This window comes from Algoriphagus iocasae, from assembly GCF_014206875.1.
Taxonomy (GTDB): Bacteria; Bacteroidota; Bacteroidia; order Cytophagales; family Cyclobacteriaceae; genus Algoriphagus; species Algoriphagus iocasae.
Map to the genome: position 1 here is coordinate 147081 of NZ_JACIJO010000002.1, position 18422 is coordinate 165502.

General features: G+C 39.3%; 15 protein-coding genes. 12 read left to right on the plus strand and 3 right to left on the minus strand.

All coding sequences use genetic code 11. The annotated features are described in order from the left end of the window. The first annotated feature begins 33 nt into the window (after positions 1-33). The 8 genes from FHS59_RS08085 (at position 34) to FHS59_RS08120 (ending at position 9451) form a co-directional block, all read left to right on the plus strand. A complete protein-coding gene (locus tag FHS59_RS08085) occupies positions 34-1752 on the plus strand; it encodes an IlvD/Edd family dehydratase (protein WP_184494640.1) in 1719 nt (572 codons plus the stop codon). 6 nt (positions 1753-1758) lie between these two features. Next, positions 1759-2520, plus strand: coding sequence for an SDR family NAD(P)-dependent oxidoreductase (locus FHS59_RS08090; RefSeq protein ID WP_184494641.1), 762 nt, complete (start codon positions 1759-1761; stop codon positions 2518-2520). Positions 2521-3368: 848 nt separating this feature from the next. Then, positions 3369-4010, plus strand: a complete 642-nt coding sequence (locus FHS59_RS08095; RefSeq protein WP_184494642.1) for a hypothetical protein — start codon at positions 3369-3371, stop codon at positions 4008-4010. 429 nt (positions 4011-4439) lie between these two features. Further along, on the plus strand, positions 4440-5408 hold the full coding sequence (locus FHS59_RS08100; protein ID WP_184494643.1) for a restriction endonuclease: 969 nt from the start codon (positions 4440-4442) through the stop codon (positions 5406-5408). Positions 5409-5570: 162 nt separating this feature from the next. After that, positions 5571-6791 (plus strand): AAA family ATPase, encoded by a 1221-nt coding sequence (locus FHS59_RS08105; protein WP_184494644.1) that lies wholly within the window; start codon positions 5571-5573, stop codon positions 6789-6791. After that, positions 6788-7432 (plus strand): HNH endonuclease, encoded by a 645-nt coding sequence (locus tag FHS59_RS08110; RefSeq protein ID WP_184494645.1) that lies wholly within the window; start codon positions 6788-6790, stop codon positions 7430-7432. Before FHS59_RS08105 ends, FHS59_RS08110 begins: the two co-directional genes overlap by 4 nt. Positions 7433-7518: 86 nt before the next feature. Continuing rightward, a complete protein-coding gene (locus FHS59_RS08115) occupies positions 7519-8013 on the plus strand; it encodes a nuclear transport factor 2 family protein (protein ID WP_246388371.1) in 495 nt (164 codons plus the stop codon). Between the two features lie 544 nt (positions 8014-8557). Continuing rightward, positions 8558-9451, plus strand: a complete 894-nt coding sequence (locus FHS59_RS08120; RefSeq protein ID WP_246388372.1) for a Nif3-like dinuclear metal center hexameric protein — start codon at positions 8558-8560, stop codon at positions 9449-9451. Between the two features lie 647 nt (positions 9452-10098). Here FHS59_RS08120 and FHS59_RS08125 read toward each other — a convergent pair. Both FHS59_RS08125 and FHS59_RS08130 read right to left on the minus strand, forming a co-directional pair. After that, complete coding sequence (locus FHS59_RS08125) at positions 10099-10692, minus strand: gluconate 2-dehydrogenase subunit 3 family protein (protein ID WP_184494646.1); 594 nt, start codon at positions 10690-10692, stop codon at positions 10099-10101. Between the two features lie 3 nt (positions 10693-10695). Beyond that, on the minus strand, positions 10696-12402 hold the full coding sequence (locus FHS59_RS08130) for a GMC oxidoreductase (RefSeq protein ID WP_184494647.1): 1707 nt from the start codon (positions 12400-12402) through the stop codon (positions 10696-10698). Positions 12403-12548: 146 nt separating this feature from the next. Between FHS59_RS08130 and FHS59_RS08135 the strand changes: the two genes are divergently transcribed. From FHS59_RS08135 to FHS59_RS08150, 4 genes are all read left to right on the plus strand, one after another. After that, positions 12549-13004 carry a DinB family protein gene (locus FHS59_RS08135; protein ID WP_184494648.1) on the plus strand — a complete coding sequence of 152 codons (456 nt, stop codon included), beginning with the start codon at positions 12549-12551 and terminating at the stop codon, positions 13002-13004. A 75-nt stretch (positions 13005-13079) separates the two neighbouring features. Next, positions 13080-14366: a M20/M25/M40 family metallo-hydrolase gene (locus FHS59_RS08140; RefSeq protein WP_184494649.1), complete on the plus strand. Its 1287-nt coding sequence runs from the start codon at positions 13080-13082 to the stop codon at positions 14364-14366. 42 nt (positions 14367-14408) lie between these two features. Then, a complete protein-coding gene (locus FHS59_RS08145; RefSeq protein WP_184494650.1) occupies positions 14409-15203 on the plus strand; it encodes a glycoside hydrolase family 25 protein in 795 nt (264 codons plus the stop codon). Between the two features lie 39 nt (positions 15204-15242). Further along, the gene (locus FHS59_RS08150) at positions 15243-16745 is read left to right on the plus strand and encodes a sulfatase family protein (RefSeq protein ID WP_184494651.1); all 1503 of its coding nucleotides are present in this window, start codon (positions 15243-15245) and stop codon (positions 16743-16745) included. Between the two features lie 5 nt (positions 16746-16750). On the opposite strand, the gene FHS59_RS08155 is transcribed toward FHS59_RS08150, so the two are convergent. Beyond that, entirely contained in the window at positions 16751-18397 is a 1647-nt protein-coding gene (locus tag FHS59_RS08155) for a sulfatase family protein (protein WP_184494652.1), read from the minus strand. Positions 18398-18422 lie beyond the last annotated feature (25 nt).

Below are 18422 nucleotides of genomic sequence, written 5' to 3' on the forward strand. Positions count from 1 at the left end.
GTAAATTCCTAGTCTCAATTGCCAAAATAACCTATGACGAAGAAAAAGCTCCGTAGCCAAGAATGGTACGGTAGAACCGGAAAAGACGGTTTCATTTATAGATCTTGGATGAAAAACCAAGGTTTCCCGCATCACCTTTTTGAAGGTGAAAAGCCCGTAATCGGAATCTGTAATACCTGGTCCGAACTCACTCCCTGCAATGCTCATTTCAGAGATTTAGCCGAAGCCTTAAAACGTGGAATCTGGGAGGCTGGAGGATTTCCTTTGGAATTCCCAGTGATGTCCTTGGGAGAATGCTCTATCAAACCCACGGCCATGCTATTCCGAAATCTTGCCAGTATGGATGTGGAAGAAAGCATCCGGGCAAATCCCATGGATGGGGTAGTCCTGATGTGCGGATGTGATAAAACGACTCCATCTTTGGTCATGGGAGCAGCTTCTGTCGATATTCCGGCACTGGTTGTATCCGGTGGACCGATGCTCGTCGGTCGATTTAAAGGAAAGAAAATAGGCACCTCCGATGTCTGGAGATTTGCTGAAGATTTTAAAACAGGAAAACTTTCTCAGGAAGATTTTATAGAAGCTGAGGCAGCCATGTCTCGTTCTGTGGGCCATTGTGCCCCGATGGGCACCGCCTCTACGATGGCAGCAATGGTAGAATCATTGGGTCTGGCACTTCCGGATAACGCGACAATTCCAGCGGCAGATTCCAGAAGAAAAGTTCTGGCTCATATGGCCGGAATGCGAATCGTGGAAATGGTCAACGAGGATCTGAAAATGAGTAAAATCCTGACAAGAAAAGCATTCGAAAACTCCATTATGGTCAATGCCGCTCTAGGAGGATCTACGAATTTTATCCTTCACCTGACTGCCATTGCAAAAAGAATCGGAGTAGAAATAGACCTCACTGATTTTGATCATTTCTCTTCCAAAATACCTTTGATCGCCAATGTCCAGCCATCAGGCGAACACTGGGTGGAAGATTTATTTTATGCCGGCGGACTTCCTGCTGTGATGAAAGAAATGGAGAAACATCTTCATACAGATGCCATCACTGTAAACGGAAAAACTATCGGTGAAAATATCAATAAAGCTGAATGTTATGACCGAAACCTGATTGGTACCATGGAAAAACCAATTAAGCCAGACTCGGGAATCGCTGTTCTGAAAGGAAATCTTTGTCCAAACGGTGCGGTAATCAAACCATCAGCTGCAAGTCCTCACTTATTGACGCATACAGGCAAAGCCGTAGTTTTTGAAACCATTGATGAGTACAAAGCCAAGATAGATGATCCAAATTTGGACATCGATGAAAACTCTATCATGGTCATGAAAAACGTAGGACCAAAAGGTTATCCTGGAATGCCGGAAGTAGGCAATATGACGCTTCCTAAAAAGATCCTAGATAAAGGAATTAAAGACATGGTCAGAATTTCTGATGGTCGAATGAGTGGAACAGGTTACGGAACAGTGATTCTGCACGTTTCTCCTGAATCTGCTATTGGCGGACCACTTGCCTTGGTCAAAACAGGAGATTTGATCGAACTGAATGTACCAAATAGAACCTTGAATCTGTTGATTTCGGATGAGGAGTTTGCAAAGCGTAAAGCTGAATTTAAGCCAACTCAGCTACCGTATGAACGTGGCTATGTGAATTTGTTCCTGGACAAAGTAAATCAGGCACATGAAGGCGTGGACTTCGATTTTCTACAGGGAAGCTCTGGTTCGGAAGTGAAAAGAGACTCGCATTAAATCAGTATGAGGACTAAAAAAACGGCAATCATCACAGGGGCAGGCCAAGGAATTGGCCTTGCCATTGCGGAAAAACTTGCCGCAGAAAGCATCAATTTAGTTCTAAATGACCTGGAAGAAGGGTTAATTACCGATGCCTGCAAAAGGATTTCGCATGTACATGGGATGAATGCTGTGGCAGTTCCTGGTGATTCGAGTAAGCAGGAAGTAATCAATGAAATGATAGAAGCTGCGATCACCAATTTTGGCACTGTGGATATTGTTGTGGCCAATGCAGGGATTACGCTCTTTGGAAATTTCCTGGAATACTCCCGCGATGATTTCATGGAAGTCATGCGTGTCAACCAAGCAGGAACTTTCTTTCTGACTCAGGCTGCTGCTTTGATTATGAAAAATCAGGAAAAGGGAGGAGCAATTCTTTTGACTTCCTCCGTGACTGCACATCAGAGTCATGAAAACTTGGCTGCCTATGCCATGAGCAAAGCTGCCATAGAAATGCTGGCCAAAAATCTGGTATTGGAGTTAGCTCCCTTGGGAATCAGAATTAATACCGTGGCACCGGGAGCCACCATGACCAACCGTACGGCCATGGATCCCAACTATGAAAAAACATGGTCGAATTTGACACCGATGGGAAGGCCTGCTTCACCTGAGGATATTGCAGCGGCCGCAGCATTTTTGGTTTCTGATAATGCCAGGCATATCACTGGACAAACTTTGGTAGTGGATGGAGGCTGGACGAGTATCAGTCCTTCTCCTTATGACTGAAAATCGGAATCTTGTTTCCATTCCCTCCAAAATTCAATTAGTCTAAAAACGCCATTTTGACCGTCATTGCGAGGAGGAACGACGAAGCAATCTCGTTTTATTCAACTGGATTGCCACGTCGTCTTACCTCCTCCCTGCCTACCGGAAGGCAGGCTCGCAATGACGGTGCTATTAAATTTCAAATTAAGAACGATCGTTCAGCCTCGGTTTGTGTCTTCACAAACCGAAACAATTTGCTCTGTGGAGACCCAGGCCACGGCTATTGGGAGGAGGTAATAGGTCGTTATTAACACAAGAATTGCTGACTTGGACTGATCGCCATTGGGGATATGTGGTTTTTGGTACGAAGCCGCAACCGTTAAGAAAATCGGCTAGCTCGCGAGCTTCGAGCGAGATCCGCCGATTTTTAGGTGAGGCAAGTACCAAAAATCAAATCAGTGAAGAATTGCCATTATTTCCTTTATCATTGACTGATTTGAAACATAGACCCTGGCAAAGGCTTTTGTTACTTTTTGCCTGTAAAAAGTAAATAAGAAACATGCTGAGATTGTTTAAAATTGAAATCCGGATAGTTTAAGGGAGTTCCTCCAAAATTCATTTCACCGACAAAACGACATTTTTTTCCATCATTGCGAGCCTCCCTGTCTACCGGAAGGCAGGCTCGCAATGACGGTGCTATCAAGTTTAGATTCCCTCAGCCTCGGTTTGTGTCTTCACAAACCGAAACAAATATGTCCTGTGAAGACACAGGCCACGGCAATAAAAACGGATTACATCAAATTATTTCGCTAATAATTAAAAACAAATCGAATTCATAGTAACTTATATACTTTGAAAAACAACACACTATGAAACAATTAAGCTTTGTAATCCTTTTAATCTGGGCATTGAGCTCTTGCCAACCCAAAGAAACCACTCCCGACACCCTCCCTATGAAAGTGGCGATGGCATACGGTTTTGATAAAATGGATCAGGTAAATACCATTGGTTTTACATGGAATGTTCAGCGGGATTCTGTGAATTCTATTGCCAGAACATATCTCTGGAACCTGAAAGATAAAACAGTTGATTACACTGACGCGGATACAACCTATTCTTACAGTTTGATGACAGATTCTTTGCCTCCGGCAGACAAAGCCTTTATCAATGATAAATACTGGGCGATGATGCCTTTCCAATTGGGTTGGGATTCCGGTTATACATTCGAGACAGAAGAAGGAGTAAGCTCTCCTTTAAAAGGAACCAACTCAACCAAATTGACTATAATCTATAACTCTGCTGATGGCTATACCCCAGGAGATGCTTACGATCTATACCTGGATGAAAATAATAAGATTCTTGAGTGGACATTCCGAAGAGGAAATGGGGAACAAGGTGCCACTTGGACTTGGGAAAATGAGAAGAAAGTAGGGCCGCTGACATTCGCCCAAGACCATATGGGAGCAAATGGAAAACGCTTTATCTGGATTTCCGGTCTCTCGGTAAATTAATTCTCATTCGAATGAATTCAAGCCGTTTGCTACTTAGTGAACGGCTTTTTTATGGGCGATTTTTTAGCAATCCATCTAATGAGTTCGTTAATCAACAAGACAACCTGCATTTTTTTTAATACAAAATGATAATTCGCTAGTGATTTTCTCAACGAGATTCTTAATTTAGACAGACAAAAAACCAATACCTCTGGAGCCAAAGATAAAAACTCAATAGTCTAGACTTTTTTGAGATTTATCCAGAATTTTTGGGGTAGGATTTAAGTATTAGCGATGAAAGGGATTCTTCAAAAGGGTTGAAATCTTTTTGAAGAAATTGTAAAAAAACTACCAAAGGTACATATATCTGCCCAAATCGGCTGAATAGATCACCAAAAAATATAGCAATAAACAAGTTAGCTACAATTTTAAAAACGATATAGATAACAAATGGAACAATACTTACAGACAGCAATAGGAATTTTCGTTTCAGTTTTCCTTTTTATTCTTGGTTATCGACAAACTATCGGTGCAAGAAAGGAAAGGGTAAAAACTTGTAATGAGAAACTTATCGAAACTATTCTTAGAAGAATAATTTTAGAAAAATACAATCCTAAAAAAGATGATGTAAAACGACTCATTGAAGGAAAAGCGCGAGACTATAAAGTAAAACAGAAGGACTTATTAAGTGAAGACCAAATATTAAATACAATTTATACACGGATTTTTGAAAATGATTTAATTTCTCAAGAACAACGTGATGAGAATATAGAAAGGTTATCAGCACTATTTGTTGTCGAGAAAAAGCAAATAAATCAAGACTTAGACATAAGTTTTTTAAACAATAAAGACCGCACAAGAAAGTTTATTAATACAATAACAATCTTATTAGCCTTTATCTCTACAACAGTTGGCGTTTTAGTAGTTTCATTTGACTCAGTGTTTAGCGTTGACAAAATATTTGACTCAAATATTTTGGTTACCGTTCTCGGAAGTATTGCAGCAATTATCACTGTCTACACATTTCTAAGAGTAAAAGACTATCAAGAAAGTAGCGAAGAAGTAGACTTGCCAAAAAATCCTTATCGAGATCATGTGAAGTTTGAGCGCGAAGTTGTGCTACAACTAAAGAAATTAAATATTGAAACAATAATACCTAACAGCAAAGATGTTGGGTTTGATCTAATAGCAATTATCAATGGCGAGAAAGTAGCAGTTGAAATAAAATATTGGAGACTGCGACCACCTTTTGTGTTTCTAAGACAAGTTCTAAATAGACTTAAATCCTCGATGGACAAAGAGAGAATCACTCGTGGTTTGGTAGTAACAAATGACAAGTTTGGACTTGATGAGAAATTAAAAATTGAAGATAATATTGACATAATTGATATTAAAGAATTAAAGACATTGAAAAAATAAAAAACTGTGGCTAATAGCACCTACCCAAAATTGGCTGTTCAGTGATTAAATGAAGCTTTGTGCTTTGTATAAAGTTCAATGCTGGCAGACAGTTTTCTGCTTCGAAATCGCAAACTTCTTAAAACTGCAAACCGTTATGTGTAATTATAACGACCAAAAAACATGAGAATAAAAAACTTAAACCTCAAAAACATTGGACCTTTTAAAGAGGCTAACTTAGAATTCATTACAAATGAATACGAGTTAGATTCTCCTCCGATTATTTGTATTACCGGTGAGAATGGAACAGGGAAATCTATAATAATTGACTCAATTCGATCTATCTTAACAGGTCGGTTTAACGGAGGTGTTGAAAGAGATATTGTAGCTTCAGATAGTTTTTTAGTCGACAGTACATTTCACATCAATAATAAAAACGTCAATATTAAAAGTACTAGCAAATACCAAAGTGGAACTCTAGATACAAATAATATGGAATTGAACAAATTGTTTCATTCTAATTTAGAAACTAGTTTTATAAAAGATTTCGTTTTTGACTATTGGACTTCTAAACTATCAAATGATAAATTTGAAATAACAAACATTACTGCTCTACAAACAGAAAAATACCTAGACAATACATTGAGTGGAATTCATAAAAATGTTGATTTAACTAAAGCTATTTCATTTTTTGATTATCTAAAGGATAGCAAAAACGAAAAAGAAAAAGCATTAGGAAATGAACTTTACTCAATATTAGAAGAAATTATTAACATTTCTATTTCCCATGGGAATTTATCACATGTATCAAGAATTAATTTAAGACCTATAATAAAAATTGGTACAAAAGAGCTATCTCTAGACAAATTAAGTAGCGGAAACTTATACTTGATTCAAAGGTTTACAAATCTAGTAAGCCAAATTTATTCTGTTTGCGTAATTAATAATATCCCTATATCTAAATACAAAGCAATAAAAGGATTAATACTTATCGATGAAGCAGAAAATCACCTACACCCTAAATGGCAGAAAGTGTTCTTAAGCAACATTATAAAAATATTCCCTAAACTTCAACTAATTGTATCAACACATTCTCCCTTTATTGTTTCCTCTGTAAAAAATTGCAAGGTATTTGTATGTAAAAGTGAAATGGATTTTTCGGTAGTTAAGGAAGAGACTGACTTTTATTCAAATAAACCCATTGAAGAAATACTACTCAGCCCATTATTTGATACAAGAAATTTTAATTCTGAAATATCTGACTTATTGCAGCAACGAAAAGTTGCTCATGAAAGCAAAAACTTAGATGAATTAAAAAGTATTGAAAGCAAATTGCTAGAAATAAATCCTGAATATTTCAACTATCTAAATATTGAACAAATAATTAAGTCTATCAAAAAATGAGAGGATTAACAAGACTACCTGAACCTCAAATTTTAGTGGAAAGAAAAACGAACTGGCTTGCCGATTTTTTAGCTTCAGGAAAAAAACGACCCGATTCTAGCAAATATGCACATAACCAAATAAAGACACAGTTAAATTCCATGAGTTTTAATAAGTGTTTTTATTGTGAAACTAAATTGAAAGGAAAAAGAAGCGAAGTTGACCATCATATAGAAGTTAGTGTAAACAGAAACTTATCATTCGATTGGGATAATCTTTGCTTAAGTTGTGACAGTTGTAATAATAAAATCCCTCACTCAGCTATTTCTATAGCTGATGCCTTAAATCCTATTACGAATACAGATGCAGATATTCAAGAAAACTTAACTTTTACAGACGAACTAATAGAACCTAAAAATAACTCTTTAATTGGATTGAATACAATTCAAAAATATAGACTTGATTCTGATATATTAGATACAAGAAGATTAAAGAGTCTTAAAACATTTTTACAATTAATTTATGAAATTAGTCAGAATCAAATTCAAGAAGCAAGAATAACTTTGACTGTGGACGAAATAAACGCTATACATCGATTCAAATCAATAGACAGCTCTTATTCACTAATGTATACTGTATTGATTGACAAATATGGACTATGACTACTCACAAGAGCACCTACCCAAAAGTACGATTCAATGGTAAAATCAGGCATTGTGCTTCTTTCAAAGTTTATGCTTGATTGACAATGAACAGTGAAGTGCTTCGAGATAACCACCTTCGTGTAGCTGCAAAGCGTTGGTGGTTATTGCTAAAAACATCTTGCTTAAATCTAAAAATTATGAAATACGAGAAAAGCAACAAAGAAATAATAACCAAAATTTTTTCAGAGCTTTCTAATGGCAATGATGAGCCACTTTTAGATGCAATGTCTGAAGATATGCAGTGGAATTGGATGGGTTCAGGTCAATGGTCAAAATCTTTTGTCGGTAAAAAAGAAGTCCTAAATGATTTATGGAAAAATGTAAGAACGACAATTAAACAGCCATACAAAGTTTTAGTACATCGAATCATCGCGGATGGTGAAAACGTAGTTGTTGAAATGACAGGACAAAACGAAACAACCACAGACCAAGAGTACAAAAACAATTATTGTTGGATTTGTCGACTTAAAGACGGAAAAATCTTCGAGATAAATGTATATATGGACACCGAATTAGTAACAAAAGCATTTAGCAAATAAGATTTAGAAATTACAGGGCAAAAGTAAATTGTTGATTTTGGATTTGAAAAATCTAAATCTCTTTACTTCTCCAAAACCATTTTTATAATCCTGCTTCGCAAAGAGCCAAAAGATCCACAACAAACTACCCAAAATCGAGACATAGCTTTTATGATTAATTCACCAAGACTAATTTTTTATATCGGAGTTGTAATATTCCTCATAGGGTACACATCAATCTTCTTTTCCTTTGGGTTTTTTCAATTTCTAGAAATTATAGGGACATTAATCTCAAGCTTTGCAATTATTAAATGGCTTAGAAAATCAAGCATAAGGGAGAAATTTCAAAGAACTGAAGGTAAAGATGGATTGACTTACTTTTGGAACAAACTTGTAATTAAATTATGGAGCCTTATACTATTCCTGTTTATGTTTTTTAATTCACTGTTCTATTTCTTACAACTAGTTTTAAAATGACAAATCCCCTATTTCACTTACATAGTTTTGATTTTTAAGACTCCCAAAATAAAAACCCTTCCTTATCTTTAGGTAAATCGATCTAAATATGAAGAAGCCTCAATCCAACCGACGTGATTTCCTTTTAAAAACCTCTGCCATTTTGGGAACTGGCATCTTCCTAAATCCATTGGATCTTTTTGCTGCTTCCAGTAAAGCAGAATACACCGTTGGAGAAATCATGGATCTCTTTATTTCCAAAGTTCCCAATTCGCCTTTCAGCCCTACGGTTGACACGCTGAAATCAGGGAATCGCGACCAACAAGTCACTGGAATAGTCACCACCATGTTTGCGACTTTGACAGTGATCCGAAAAGCCATTGAGCTCAAGGCGAACTTTATCATCGTACACGAACCCACTTTCTACAATCATTTAGATGAAACAGCCTGGCTGGATGGTGATCCGGTTTACGAATTCAAGAAAAACCTTTTGGAGGAACATGGGATTGCTGTTTGGCGAAATCACGATTATGTCCATAGCCTCCAAATCGATGGAGTACAAAAAGGGGTGGTCGATGAACTGGGTTGGAATGCGTATTACCGACAAAACGCCGTGTTAAACCTTCCCGAAACAACCCTGGGAAATCTTATCGAACACATCAAAGAAAAGATGGGAGTTCCTGCCTTGAGATATGTGGGAAATCTGGATCAAAAAGCCTCCAAAATACTTCTGTTGCCCGGCGCTATCGGTGGAAGAAGGCAAATAGAAATTATGATGCAAGAGAAGCCTGATGTGTTGATCTGTGGAGAAAGCCCGGAATGGGAAACTCCCGAATATGTCAGAAATGCGAATGAAATGGGCGAGAAATTAGGTTTGATTGTGATTGGGCATTCGGCCAGTGAAGAAGGCGGTTCGGAGTTTATGAAAACTTGGATTGAAGAGAATGTTCCGGGAATGCCGGTGACGCATTTTGCTTCGGGGAATTCTCTTCAGGTGAAGTAATGAAGTTGGTTCACAAATAATGTTTTGTTAGTCTGAATCATAAATGTTTTTCGATCATACAAAAAGGCAATAAGATGGGAATCCAAAATAGATTCTTCCATAACTCTTTCGCAATCGAATACCATTTCTAAAGAACAAAACGTAATACGTGTGGGCGCGTGGGGCTGACGCAGCAGCGGGCCAGCGTTTGGCCTTGTGCGGTTGAAGCTTTGCTGCGTCTTGAACTTTTGGTTCTTTTGCTTCAAGGCAAAAGAACAAAGAAAATAAAAGCAAAATGTTTATTTGGAGTAGATTTTCCTCCAAGGTCTGTGTCACCAAAGACATTTTTCAATCTTAGATTAGGTTACATCTTGCTGGCAAAAACATTCTGTCTCCGAAAGAAAATCCCGGGCCAGCGCTGGGGAAATCTATTCTATTTTACCCAGGGTTGAAACCCTGGGCTATATAGCTTTGACCCTGATGGGGTCTGGAATTAATTGATTTTATGTTATCCGCTTTATACAAGTAAATATCCAAAAGCATCATAAGGTTAGGAGAGCCGAAGACCTTTGGATTAACTTCCTGTATTTGCTCCAATATGGCCTTCGACTCCCTGCCTACCGGAAGGCAGGCGCTCAGGCTGACAAACATTTCTCAACTGAACATACTTAAAGACTCCAAGTATTCCCTACATCCGAAAGCGGAATACAACCTAAATATTCACCTGGAATCGGATCATAGCTCAGAATATTCTTCCCAACTTCTTCAGAGGAGAAATATGCCCAAAGCGCCATGGATTTCAATTGTCGGTAGAATGCTACAGGTTTTTGCTCGCCTACAGCTGTTCCCCAGACTCCAGGATTGAATTTGGCAGTTTCAGCCTCAGCCTTTTTCAAAACGGCAGTTTTGTCTTCTTCGCTTAGATCTGCGAAAACACTACCATATTCGTCCTTGCAAGCCGCGTTGAACTTATCAATTTCGGTTTTCACATATTCTTGTGCCGCTTGATCATAGGCTTTGGCATACATCAAATCCATGAAAATATCCACTTTCACATCCAAAGCTCCCGGGGTTTCTGTCCTCGGTAAAATTGTATCCACAAAGGAAGCCAAAAAGACTGCCTGCTCTTGATTCAAAAATTGTGGTATCCAATCCACTCGCTTTTGCTCTTTGCATGACTGAAGCAAAGACAACAAAGTCGGTGTTGCTACGGCCGATCCGGCCAATAAAGCGGTTCTTCTAAGTGCGTTTCTTCTGTTCATGGCTTATATGTTATTTTTCTTCAATTCGGACACTGCAAAATCTGCTGCTCTGGCTGTCAATGCCATATAGGTCAAAGATGGATTGACACAAGAGGATGAGGTCATACATGCCCCATCAGTGACAAACACATTTTTGGCTCCATGCACTTGATTGTTTCCATTCAAAACAGACGTTTTCGGATCTCTGCCCATTCTCGCTGTTCCCATCTCATGGATTCCGTAGCCCATTTCATGTTCATTGTCAAAATCCATGATATCCTGAAGTCCAGCTCTCTCGAGCATTTCCTTCGCATCGATTCTGATCTGCTTGTTCATCGCCAACTCATTCTCTCCCCATTCCGCATCGATTGACAAGGTTGGCTGACCCCATTTATCCAACACATCTTTATTGAGATAAACTTTGTTTTCATGGTTTGGCAGACATTCTGCAAATCCTGTAATAAAGAATTCCCAAGGTCCCGGCTTCATCAATCCGTCTTTGAAATCCGCTCCGAAATTCTCCTGATTTGATCCAGCACCCCAACCTGCTCTTCCTCCACTCCCTTGGAAACCAAACCCTCTGACAAATTTGTCTGTTCTGGTTTGCTCATCGAGGTTATAATATCTCGGAATATAAATCCCGTTAGGTCTTCTTCCCTTGTAATATTGATCTTCAAAACCATCCACTTTGCCCATGGCTCCTACCCGATAGGTATGATCCATCAGGTTATGACCCAATTCGCCACTATCATTTCCTAACCCATTTGGAAATCTATCCGAAGTGGAATTCATCAGGATCTGAGTAGAACTTAATGTGGAAGCATTACAGAAGATAATTTTAGCATGGTACTCCATGGATTCGCCAGTTTCAGAATCAATGATTCTCACTCCTGTTGCCTTGCCGCTTTCTTCATCATAAATTATAGATTGGGCAATGGAGAAAGGTCGGATGGTCAAATTCCCAGTCGCATTCGCAGCCGGAAGTGTCACTGCATTACTGCTAAAATAAGCTCCATAAGGACAGCCTCGGTCACATCGGTTTCTGAACTGACATTTGCCTCGACCATTGATCGGCTCGGTCAAATGTGCCACTCGGCCGATGATCATATTTCTGCCATTGTATTCTTTTTCGATCCGCTCCTTCACATGCTTTTCCACACAATTCAATTCCATCGGAGGAAGAAAATGGCTATCCGGCAACTGAGGTAAGCCCAATGCTTCCCCACTGATTCCGGCAAATTTCTCCACGTACGTATACCAAGGTGCTAAATCCTTATACCTGATCGGCCAATCGACTCCATGGCCATCTTTTAAGTTTGCTTCAAAATCAAGGTCAGACCAGCGATAACATTGCTTTCCCCAAAGCAAGGATCTTCCACCCATTTGATGGGCACGAACCCATAAAAATGGTTTTACTTCAGTATATGGGTTTTCGACATCATTGGCATGAAAATGCTCATTATTAGCACCAATAAATCCTGATCGAATGCCTTTCGGGTGTTTCGCTTTTTGTTCTGGAGTCAAACTACCACGAAGCTCGGTATCCCAAGGATCCAAGCTCATCGTTGGATAATCTTTGACATGTTCTACAATTCTCCCTCTTTCCAAAACGAGGGTTTTTAATCCTTTTTCACAAAGTTCTTTCGCAGCCCATCCTCCACTTATTCCCGATCCGATCACAATCGCATCGTAGGTCATTTCTTTTTTTGCGTCAATATTAAAATTGGCCATAGGTTTAGATTTAATTGGGGCATAAGTTAGACATTAAAATAAAAAATCAAGGGTATGAAATCGCAACAAATGGTATCCCGTTTGTTTCCTTCTTAATTTAGGATCGAATTACCACCGCGACTTATTCTTTTTAAAATCAACAATCTATGAACGCAACCCTTAAATCCTGGAAAACAGGCAGAAATTTATTTCTTAAAATTTTAGAGCAATACAGTATAGAGGATTTCAATAAGGTTCCAGAGGGCTTTTCAAATAATATTATCTGGAATATGGGACATATCATTGCCGCTCAACAAGGCTTGATTTACAAATCTTCAGGACATAATGGCTATATCACAGATGAGTTCTACAACAGCTATAAACCAGGCTCCAAACCAAAATCATTCACGACTCAAGAAGAAATCGATCTTATTAAAAGCCTATTGATCGAACTGGTCACGGTAACTGAAAATGACTTCGAAAAAGGGATTTTCACCACCTATAATGAAAGACAAACTGCCACAGGATTTTACTTGGCTAACATTCAGGATGCACTAGAATTCAATAATTTTCATGAAGGTCTTCACATGGGATATATCATGAGTATCCGCAAGTTTTTGTAAAAATCCAGCTTATTATTTGAATTGATTTTTTATGATTGGAAGTCATATGTCAGACAATTGGCTTAATTTTCACCTATGAAAAAGCTGATCCTTTCTTTTGCCCTGATGGGTTTTTATTGCTTTGGTTTTGCGCAGAAACTGACAAAAACCGAGGAGAAATTAATCGCTAAAGTAGAAAAAAACTATCAGGAAACAGTCGCTCTTTTGGAGGAAGTCACCAATATCAATTCAGGTTCTTTAAATGCTGAAGGCGTACAGGCTGTGGCCAAAGTTTTTGAAAGAGAATTCCAGAAAATTGGTTTCGAAACAGAATGGTTTAAGCTCCCGGCAGCGGTGAAAAGATCAGGACATTTTATTGCCACAAGGAAAGGCACCAAGGGAAAGAAAATATTTATCATCGGGCATCTGGACACGGTTTTCGAAAAGGACATGCCATTTTCCCCTTTTACATATATCAATGATTCTACCGCCACTGGTCAAGGAGTCAATGATATGAAAGGCGGAGATGTGATGGCTTTTGCCAGTTTGAAAGCGCTTCATGATCTAGGCTTATTGGAGGATCGGACTGTGACGGTTTACTTTACCGGAGATGAGGAAAGTTCGGGTGATGAGGAATTATCGAGACAGGACTTTATCGCTAGAGCAAAGGAACATGACGTTGCTTTGGCTTTTGAAACCACCCAAAGCTTCGGAATCGCTACAGTGGCGAGAAGAGGAAGCAGCGGATGGACTTTGAAAACGACAGGAAGACAATCTCATTCTAGCGGAGTTTTTCGTGAATCAGTAGGTTATGGAGCGATTTACGAAGCAGCTAGAATTTTGACAGAATTCCGTGAGGAATTGGCTGGTGAACAATATTTAACCTTCAATCCCGGCCAAATCATCGGTGGTTCCGACATCAGTTATGATTCAGAGACTGGCAAAGGTGAAGCTTTGGGAAAAACTAATATCGTCGCAAGAGAGGCTTTAGTCACTGGAGACTTGAGGTTTTTGGGAGAGGAACAAAAAGAAGCCGCCAGAAAAAAAATGCAGGTGATCGTTGATAGAAATCTGAATCAGACGGATGCAGAAATTATTTTTGAAGATGGCTTGCCATCAATGATTCCTACCGAAGGAAACTATGCCTTGGGAGAGCAATTAAATCAATTGAGTCAGGACATGGGTTTAGGTGAAGTGAAACCTGGTGATCCAGGAAGCAGAGGGGCCGGAGATATTTCTTTCGTTGCAGAATACCTGGACTGCTTGGATGGTTTGGGAGCTTCAGGATCAGGTGCGCATGCTCCAGGAGAAACCATCAATATGAAAGAGTATCCTGAGCTTATCAAAAGAAGTACTCTTTTCTTGTATCGATTGACTCGATAAATCAATTCATTCGATTTCTCATTTAAGATTTTGTCATTTCAAATGGCTAAAAAAAAGTCAAATACAACCCCACTCGGATTAATCTTATTGCTGGTTTTATTAACCTCAGGAGCAGGCTTTCTGGTAATTACTACCTGGAATAAACTGCATCAAAAACCTTATTATGCCAATCGGCCGATTTCTGAGCGTGAGGCTTTAAAATTCGATTACATTTTCAAAACCCAGTCCAATGGAATTCTGGGGATAGATATGTCCCACTATCAAGGGAAAATAACCTGGGAACAATTAGAACTTCAGATCAAAGATAGACCTGTGGAGTTTTTTATTTTCCGGGCTACGATGGGAGATGATCAGGATATGCTTTTCAAGGAATATTGGAATGCGCTGGATACAATGGATGTCGCCAGAGGAGCTTACCATTATTATCGGCCTAATGAAAACAGTACCCTTCAGGCCCATAACTTCATTAAATCAGTTCGACTTAGAAAAGGAGATCTTCGGCCAATTTTGGACATAGAAAAGCATTCTACTATCCAGTCTAAAAACAGACTGAGGGAAGGCGTTCAGAACTGGCTGAATATTGTGGAAGAACATTATGGAGTCAAGCCGATTATTTATACAGGCGACACATTTAACAGACATGTGCTTGTCGGGCATGGTTTCGAGGATTATCCATTATGGGTAGCGAATTATAATCCTATCAAAGAACCCGAAAGTGATTACTGGGTGATTTGGCAGTTTTCTGAGGAAGGTCGAATCAAAGGAATCAAAGAAAATGTGGACTTAAACATACTTAGAGGAGGGAAAGAAACCCTGAATACTTTGATATTGGATTAAAAATCAAAAGGTCTTAAATTCCTACTTAGACCTTTAAAAATGAAAAAGTTACTCCTCTTTATTTTTCTCCTTTCTTCCTCTGGTTTTAAATCTTTCTCTCAGCAGAACCAACCCAATATTTTATTTTTGATTGCCGATGATTGGTCCTTTCCACATGCTGGTGTTTATGGAGACAATTTGGTGCGAACTCCTACTTTTGATCGTTTGGCCAGAGAGGGAGCACTATTCACGAATGCATATACGGCTTCACCCTCCTGCTCTCCATCTCGAGCAGCAGTCCTTTTAGGTCGATATCCTCATCAAAACGAGGATGGAGGAAACCTCTGGTCGGAATTCCCAGCCCAGTTCCCAACATATGTATCTATCCTCGAAAGCGAAGGATATTTCACTGGATCTACCCGAAAAGGATGGGGGCCAGGTGATTTCAAAGTCAGAGGCTTAGAGCATAATCCAGCAGGACAATCTTTTGAGGATTTCGAGACATTTTTAGAGTCAAAGCCTAAAGGTCAACCTTTCACTTTTTGGTTTGGAAGCACAGATCCACATCGAACTTATGAAACCAATACAGGCATCAGATCAGGGATGTATTTGGAAGATGTCAATGTTCCTGGATTTTTCCCGGATAATGATTGTGTGAGAAATGATATTTTGGACTATTACTTTGAAGTTGAAAGATTTGACAGAGAATGTGCTCATTTGATCAAACTCCTGGAAGAGGCTGGGATTTTGGACAATACTATTATTGTGATGACAAGTGATAATGGCATGCCTTTCCCAAGAGCAAAAGCAAATCTATATGATTATGGTACCAGGATGCCGCTTGCGATCAGATGGCCCGAGAAAATAAAACCAGGAACAGTCATCGATGATTTTGTGAATTTCGTGGATTTCGCTCCCAGTTTTATAGAAGCAGCAGGTGCCGAACAGGAAACAATGAGTGGACAATCACTTTGGCCACTTCTCGCAGGTAAAAAGCAAGACAGAGAACAGGTTTATCTGGAGCGGGAAAGACATGCCAATGTCCGCAAAGGAGATTTATCTTATCCCATGAGAGCCATAAGAGACCATCAATATTTGTATATCAGAAATATGATGCCCGAAAGAAATCCTGCTGGAGATCCATCAGTTCATCAATCAGTCGGACAGTTTGGAGACATCGACAACTCTATTACCAAATTTCTGATGATGAACATGGAAGGAAAAGCCAAACCTAATCAGCCTGATTACTTCAAATTGGCTTTTGAAAAACGACCTGAAGAAGAACTTTATGACGTAATTTCGGATCCTTATCAACTAGTCAATCTAGCAAAGGATCCAGTTTTGGCCGAAGTAAAAGGTCAGATGAAACAAAAGCTTCAAAACTGGATGGAAGAAACTGGAGACAGAAGAGCTACCGATCCCAGATCTGTCTACTGGGATCAAGTAAGGTATACTCCTGATTATCAATTCGAGAATTACGATTTCAAAAAAGGAATCTTAGAATATAAAATTATGCCTCCATTTGGCAAGAATGCTAAATCCGGGATTCCCTGTCTCGATTAATAATTTTATTTGATGATGACTTCTTCAGGATATGGCTCAAAACCAATTCTATGAGCGACGACATACAAGGAGTCGCCGGCATTCCAAGGGAAAGGTCTTTGGTAAACAGACCAAACATCAGAAGTTGATTTTCTATAACCAATAGAAGCACTTGGCGTAGCTGAGCTTAATGTCACCATTCCATCTTCATAGGTAATCTGAGGACGTTCTGTGGTTGGAGCAATTCTATTTCCACCCCACCATTGCTCGACCATTTGCATTTCTGGTACCTCGCCATAATCTCCATAGTAATTCACCCAGTCCAAATGTGCTTTTCTTAATTCTTCCAGCTTTTCCTGATGCTCTGGACTATCCACTAGGTTATTGAATTCCCAAGGGTCCACCTGCGTATCATACAATTCTTCTTTTGGTTTGGTCTCATCAAACCAGCGTTCTTGTTCTGGAGTTAATTTTCCTTGCTCATGCAATTCCAGTAAATGAACCATCAATGGGTTATTCAAGCGATATCGAATATTCTGGTAATTTGGCTTGTTCGGCATATAATTCCTGATGTATTTATACCTGCCATCACTGACAGCTCTAACTCTATCAACTTCAGAATCCATTCTGTCCCTTGCGGCATAAACATATTTTCTTGGTGCTGATTTTTGAGGTCCTAAGAAAGCCTGACCTTGCATGGCGATAGTGATTTTTATCCCTGCAAGAGATAAGATCGTCGGCGCAAAATCCACGAAACTTACCAGTTCATTGTTTACAGTTCCAGGCTCTAAGAATGGCGCTTTAATCATCAAAGGAATTTTTAATCCTCGGTCATATAGCTCTCTTTTGAAATAGGGCATGCCATCGCCGTGATCAGAATAATAGAAAATGATGGTATTCTCATAAAGTCCTGCATCTTTCAGTTCCTGAATGATTTCCCCTACTTGGGTGTCCATCCGCATCACATTTGTAATAAATCTGGCGATAGTTCTTCTGGAAATGGAATCATCCGGATACACAGGTGGAACAGTCACTGAGTCTGGATCTACCAAAAGTGGCTCATTTTCCCTGGCCCAAACTTGAGATTCATGTGAAATATTCAGATTGAAAACAGAGAAAAACGGCTGGTCAGGATCAGGACGATTCTTCCAATGGGCCTTGTTGCTGCTTTCATCCCACATCGTAACAGGAGCTACAAATTGGTAATCTTGTTTTGAATTATTGGTGGTATAATAACCAATCATTCGTAAATATTCCGGAAATCCACGCATACCATCTGGCAACATTGCAGAGTAGGTTTTGAAATTCTCAGGATAAGCATCTTTCGCATTGGCAGACATTCCCAGAGTCCTCATATTATGTGCACCGATGGATGTTTGGTAAGCTCCCGTAATGATCGTAGCTCTACTTGGTGCACAGACACCTGCTGTAGAAAATGCATTGGTATAGCGCACACTTTCCTTTGCAAACTGATCCAAAACTGGTGTTTTCCCACCAGTTCCACCATATGCTCCGAGGTGCTCAGGAGACATATCCTCATTCACAATCCAAACTATATTCGGTTTATCAGGAAAGTTTTTGTTCGAAACTGATTCTTCTGGAGAGCTGCATGAAATCAAACAGGTACAAGCAAACGCAAATGCCAAAAGGAGGGTGTTAATCGATATTTTCATAGGGGGATTCAGATATACTGGGAAA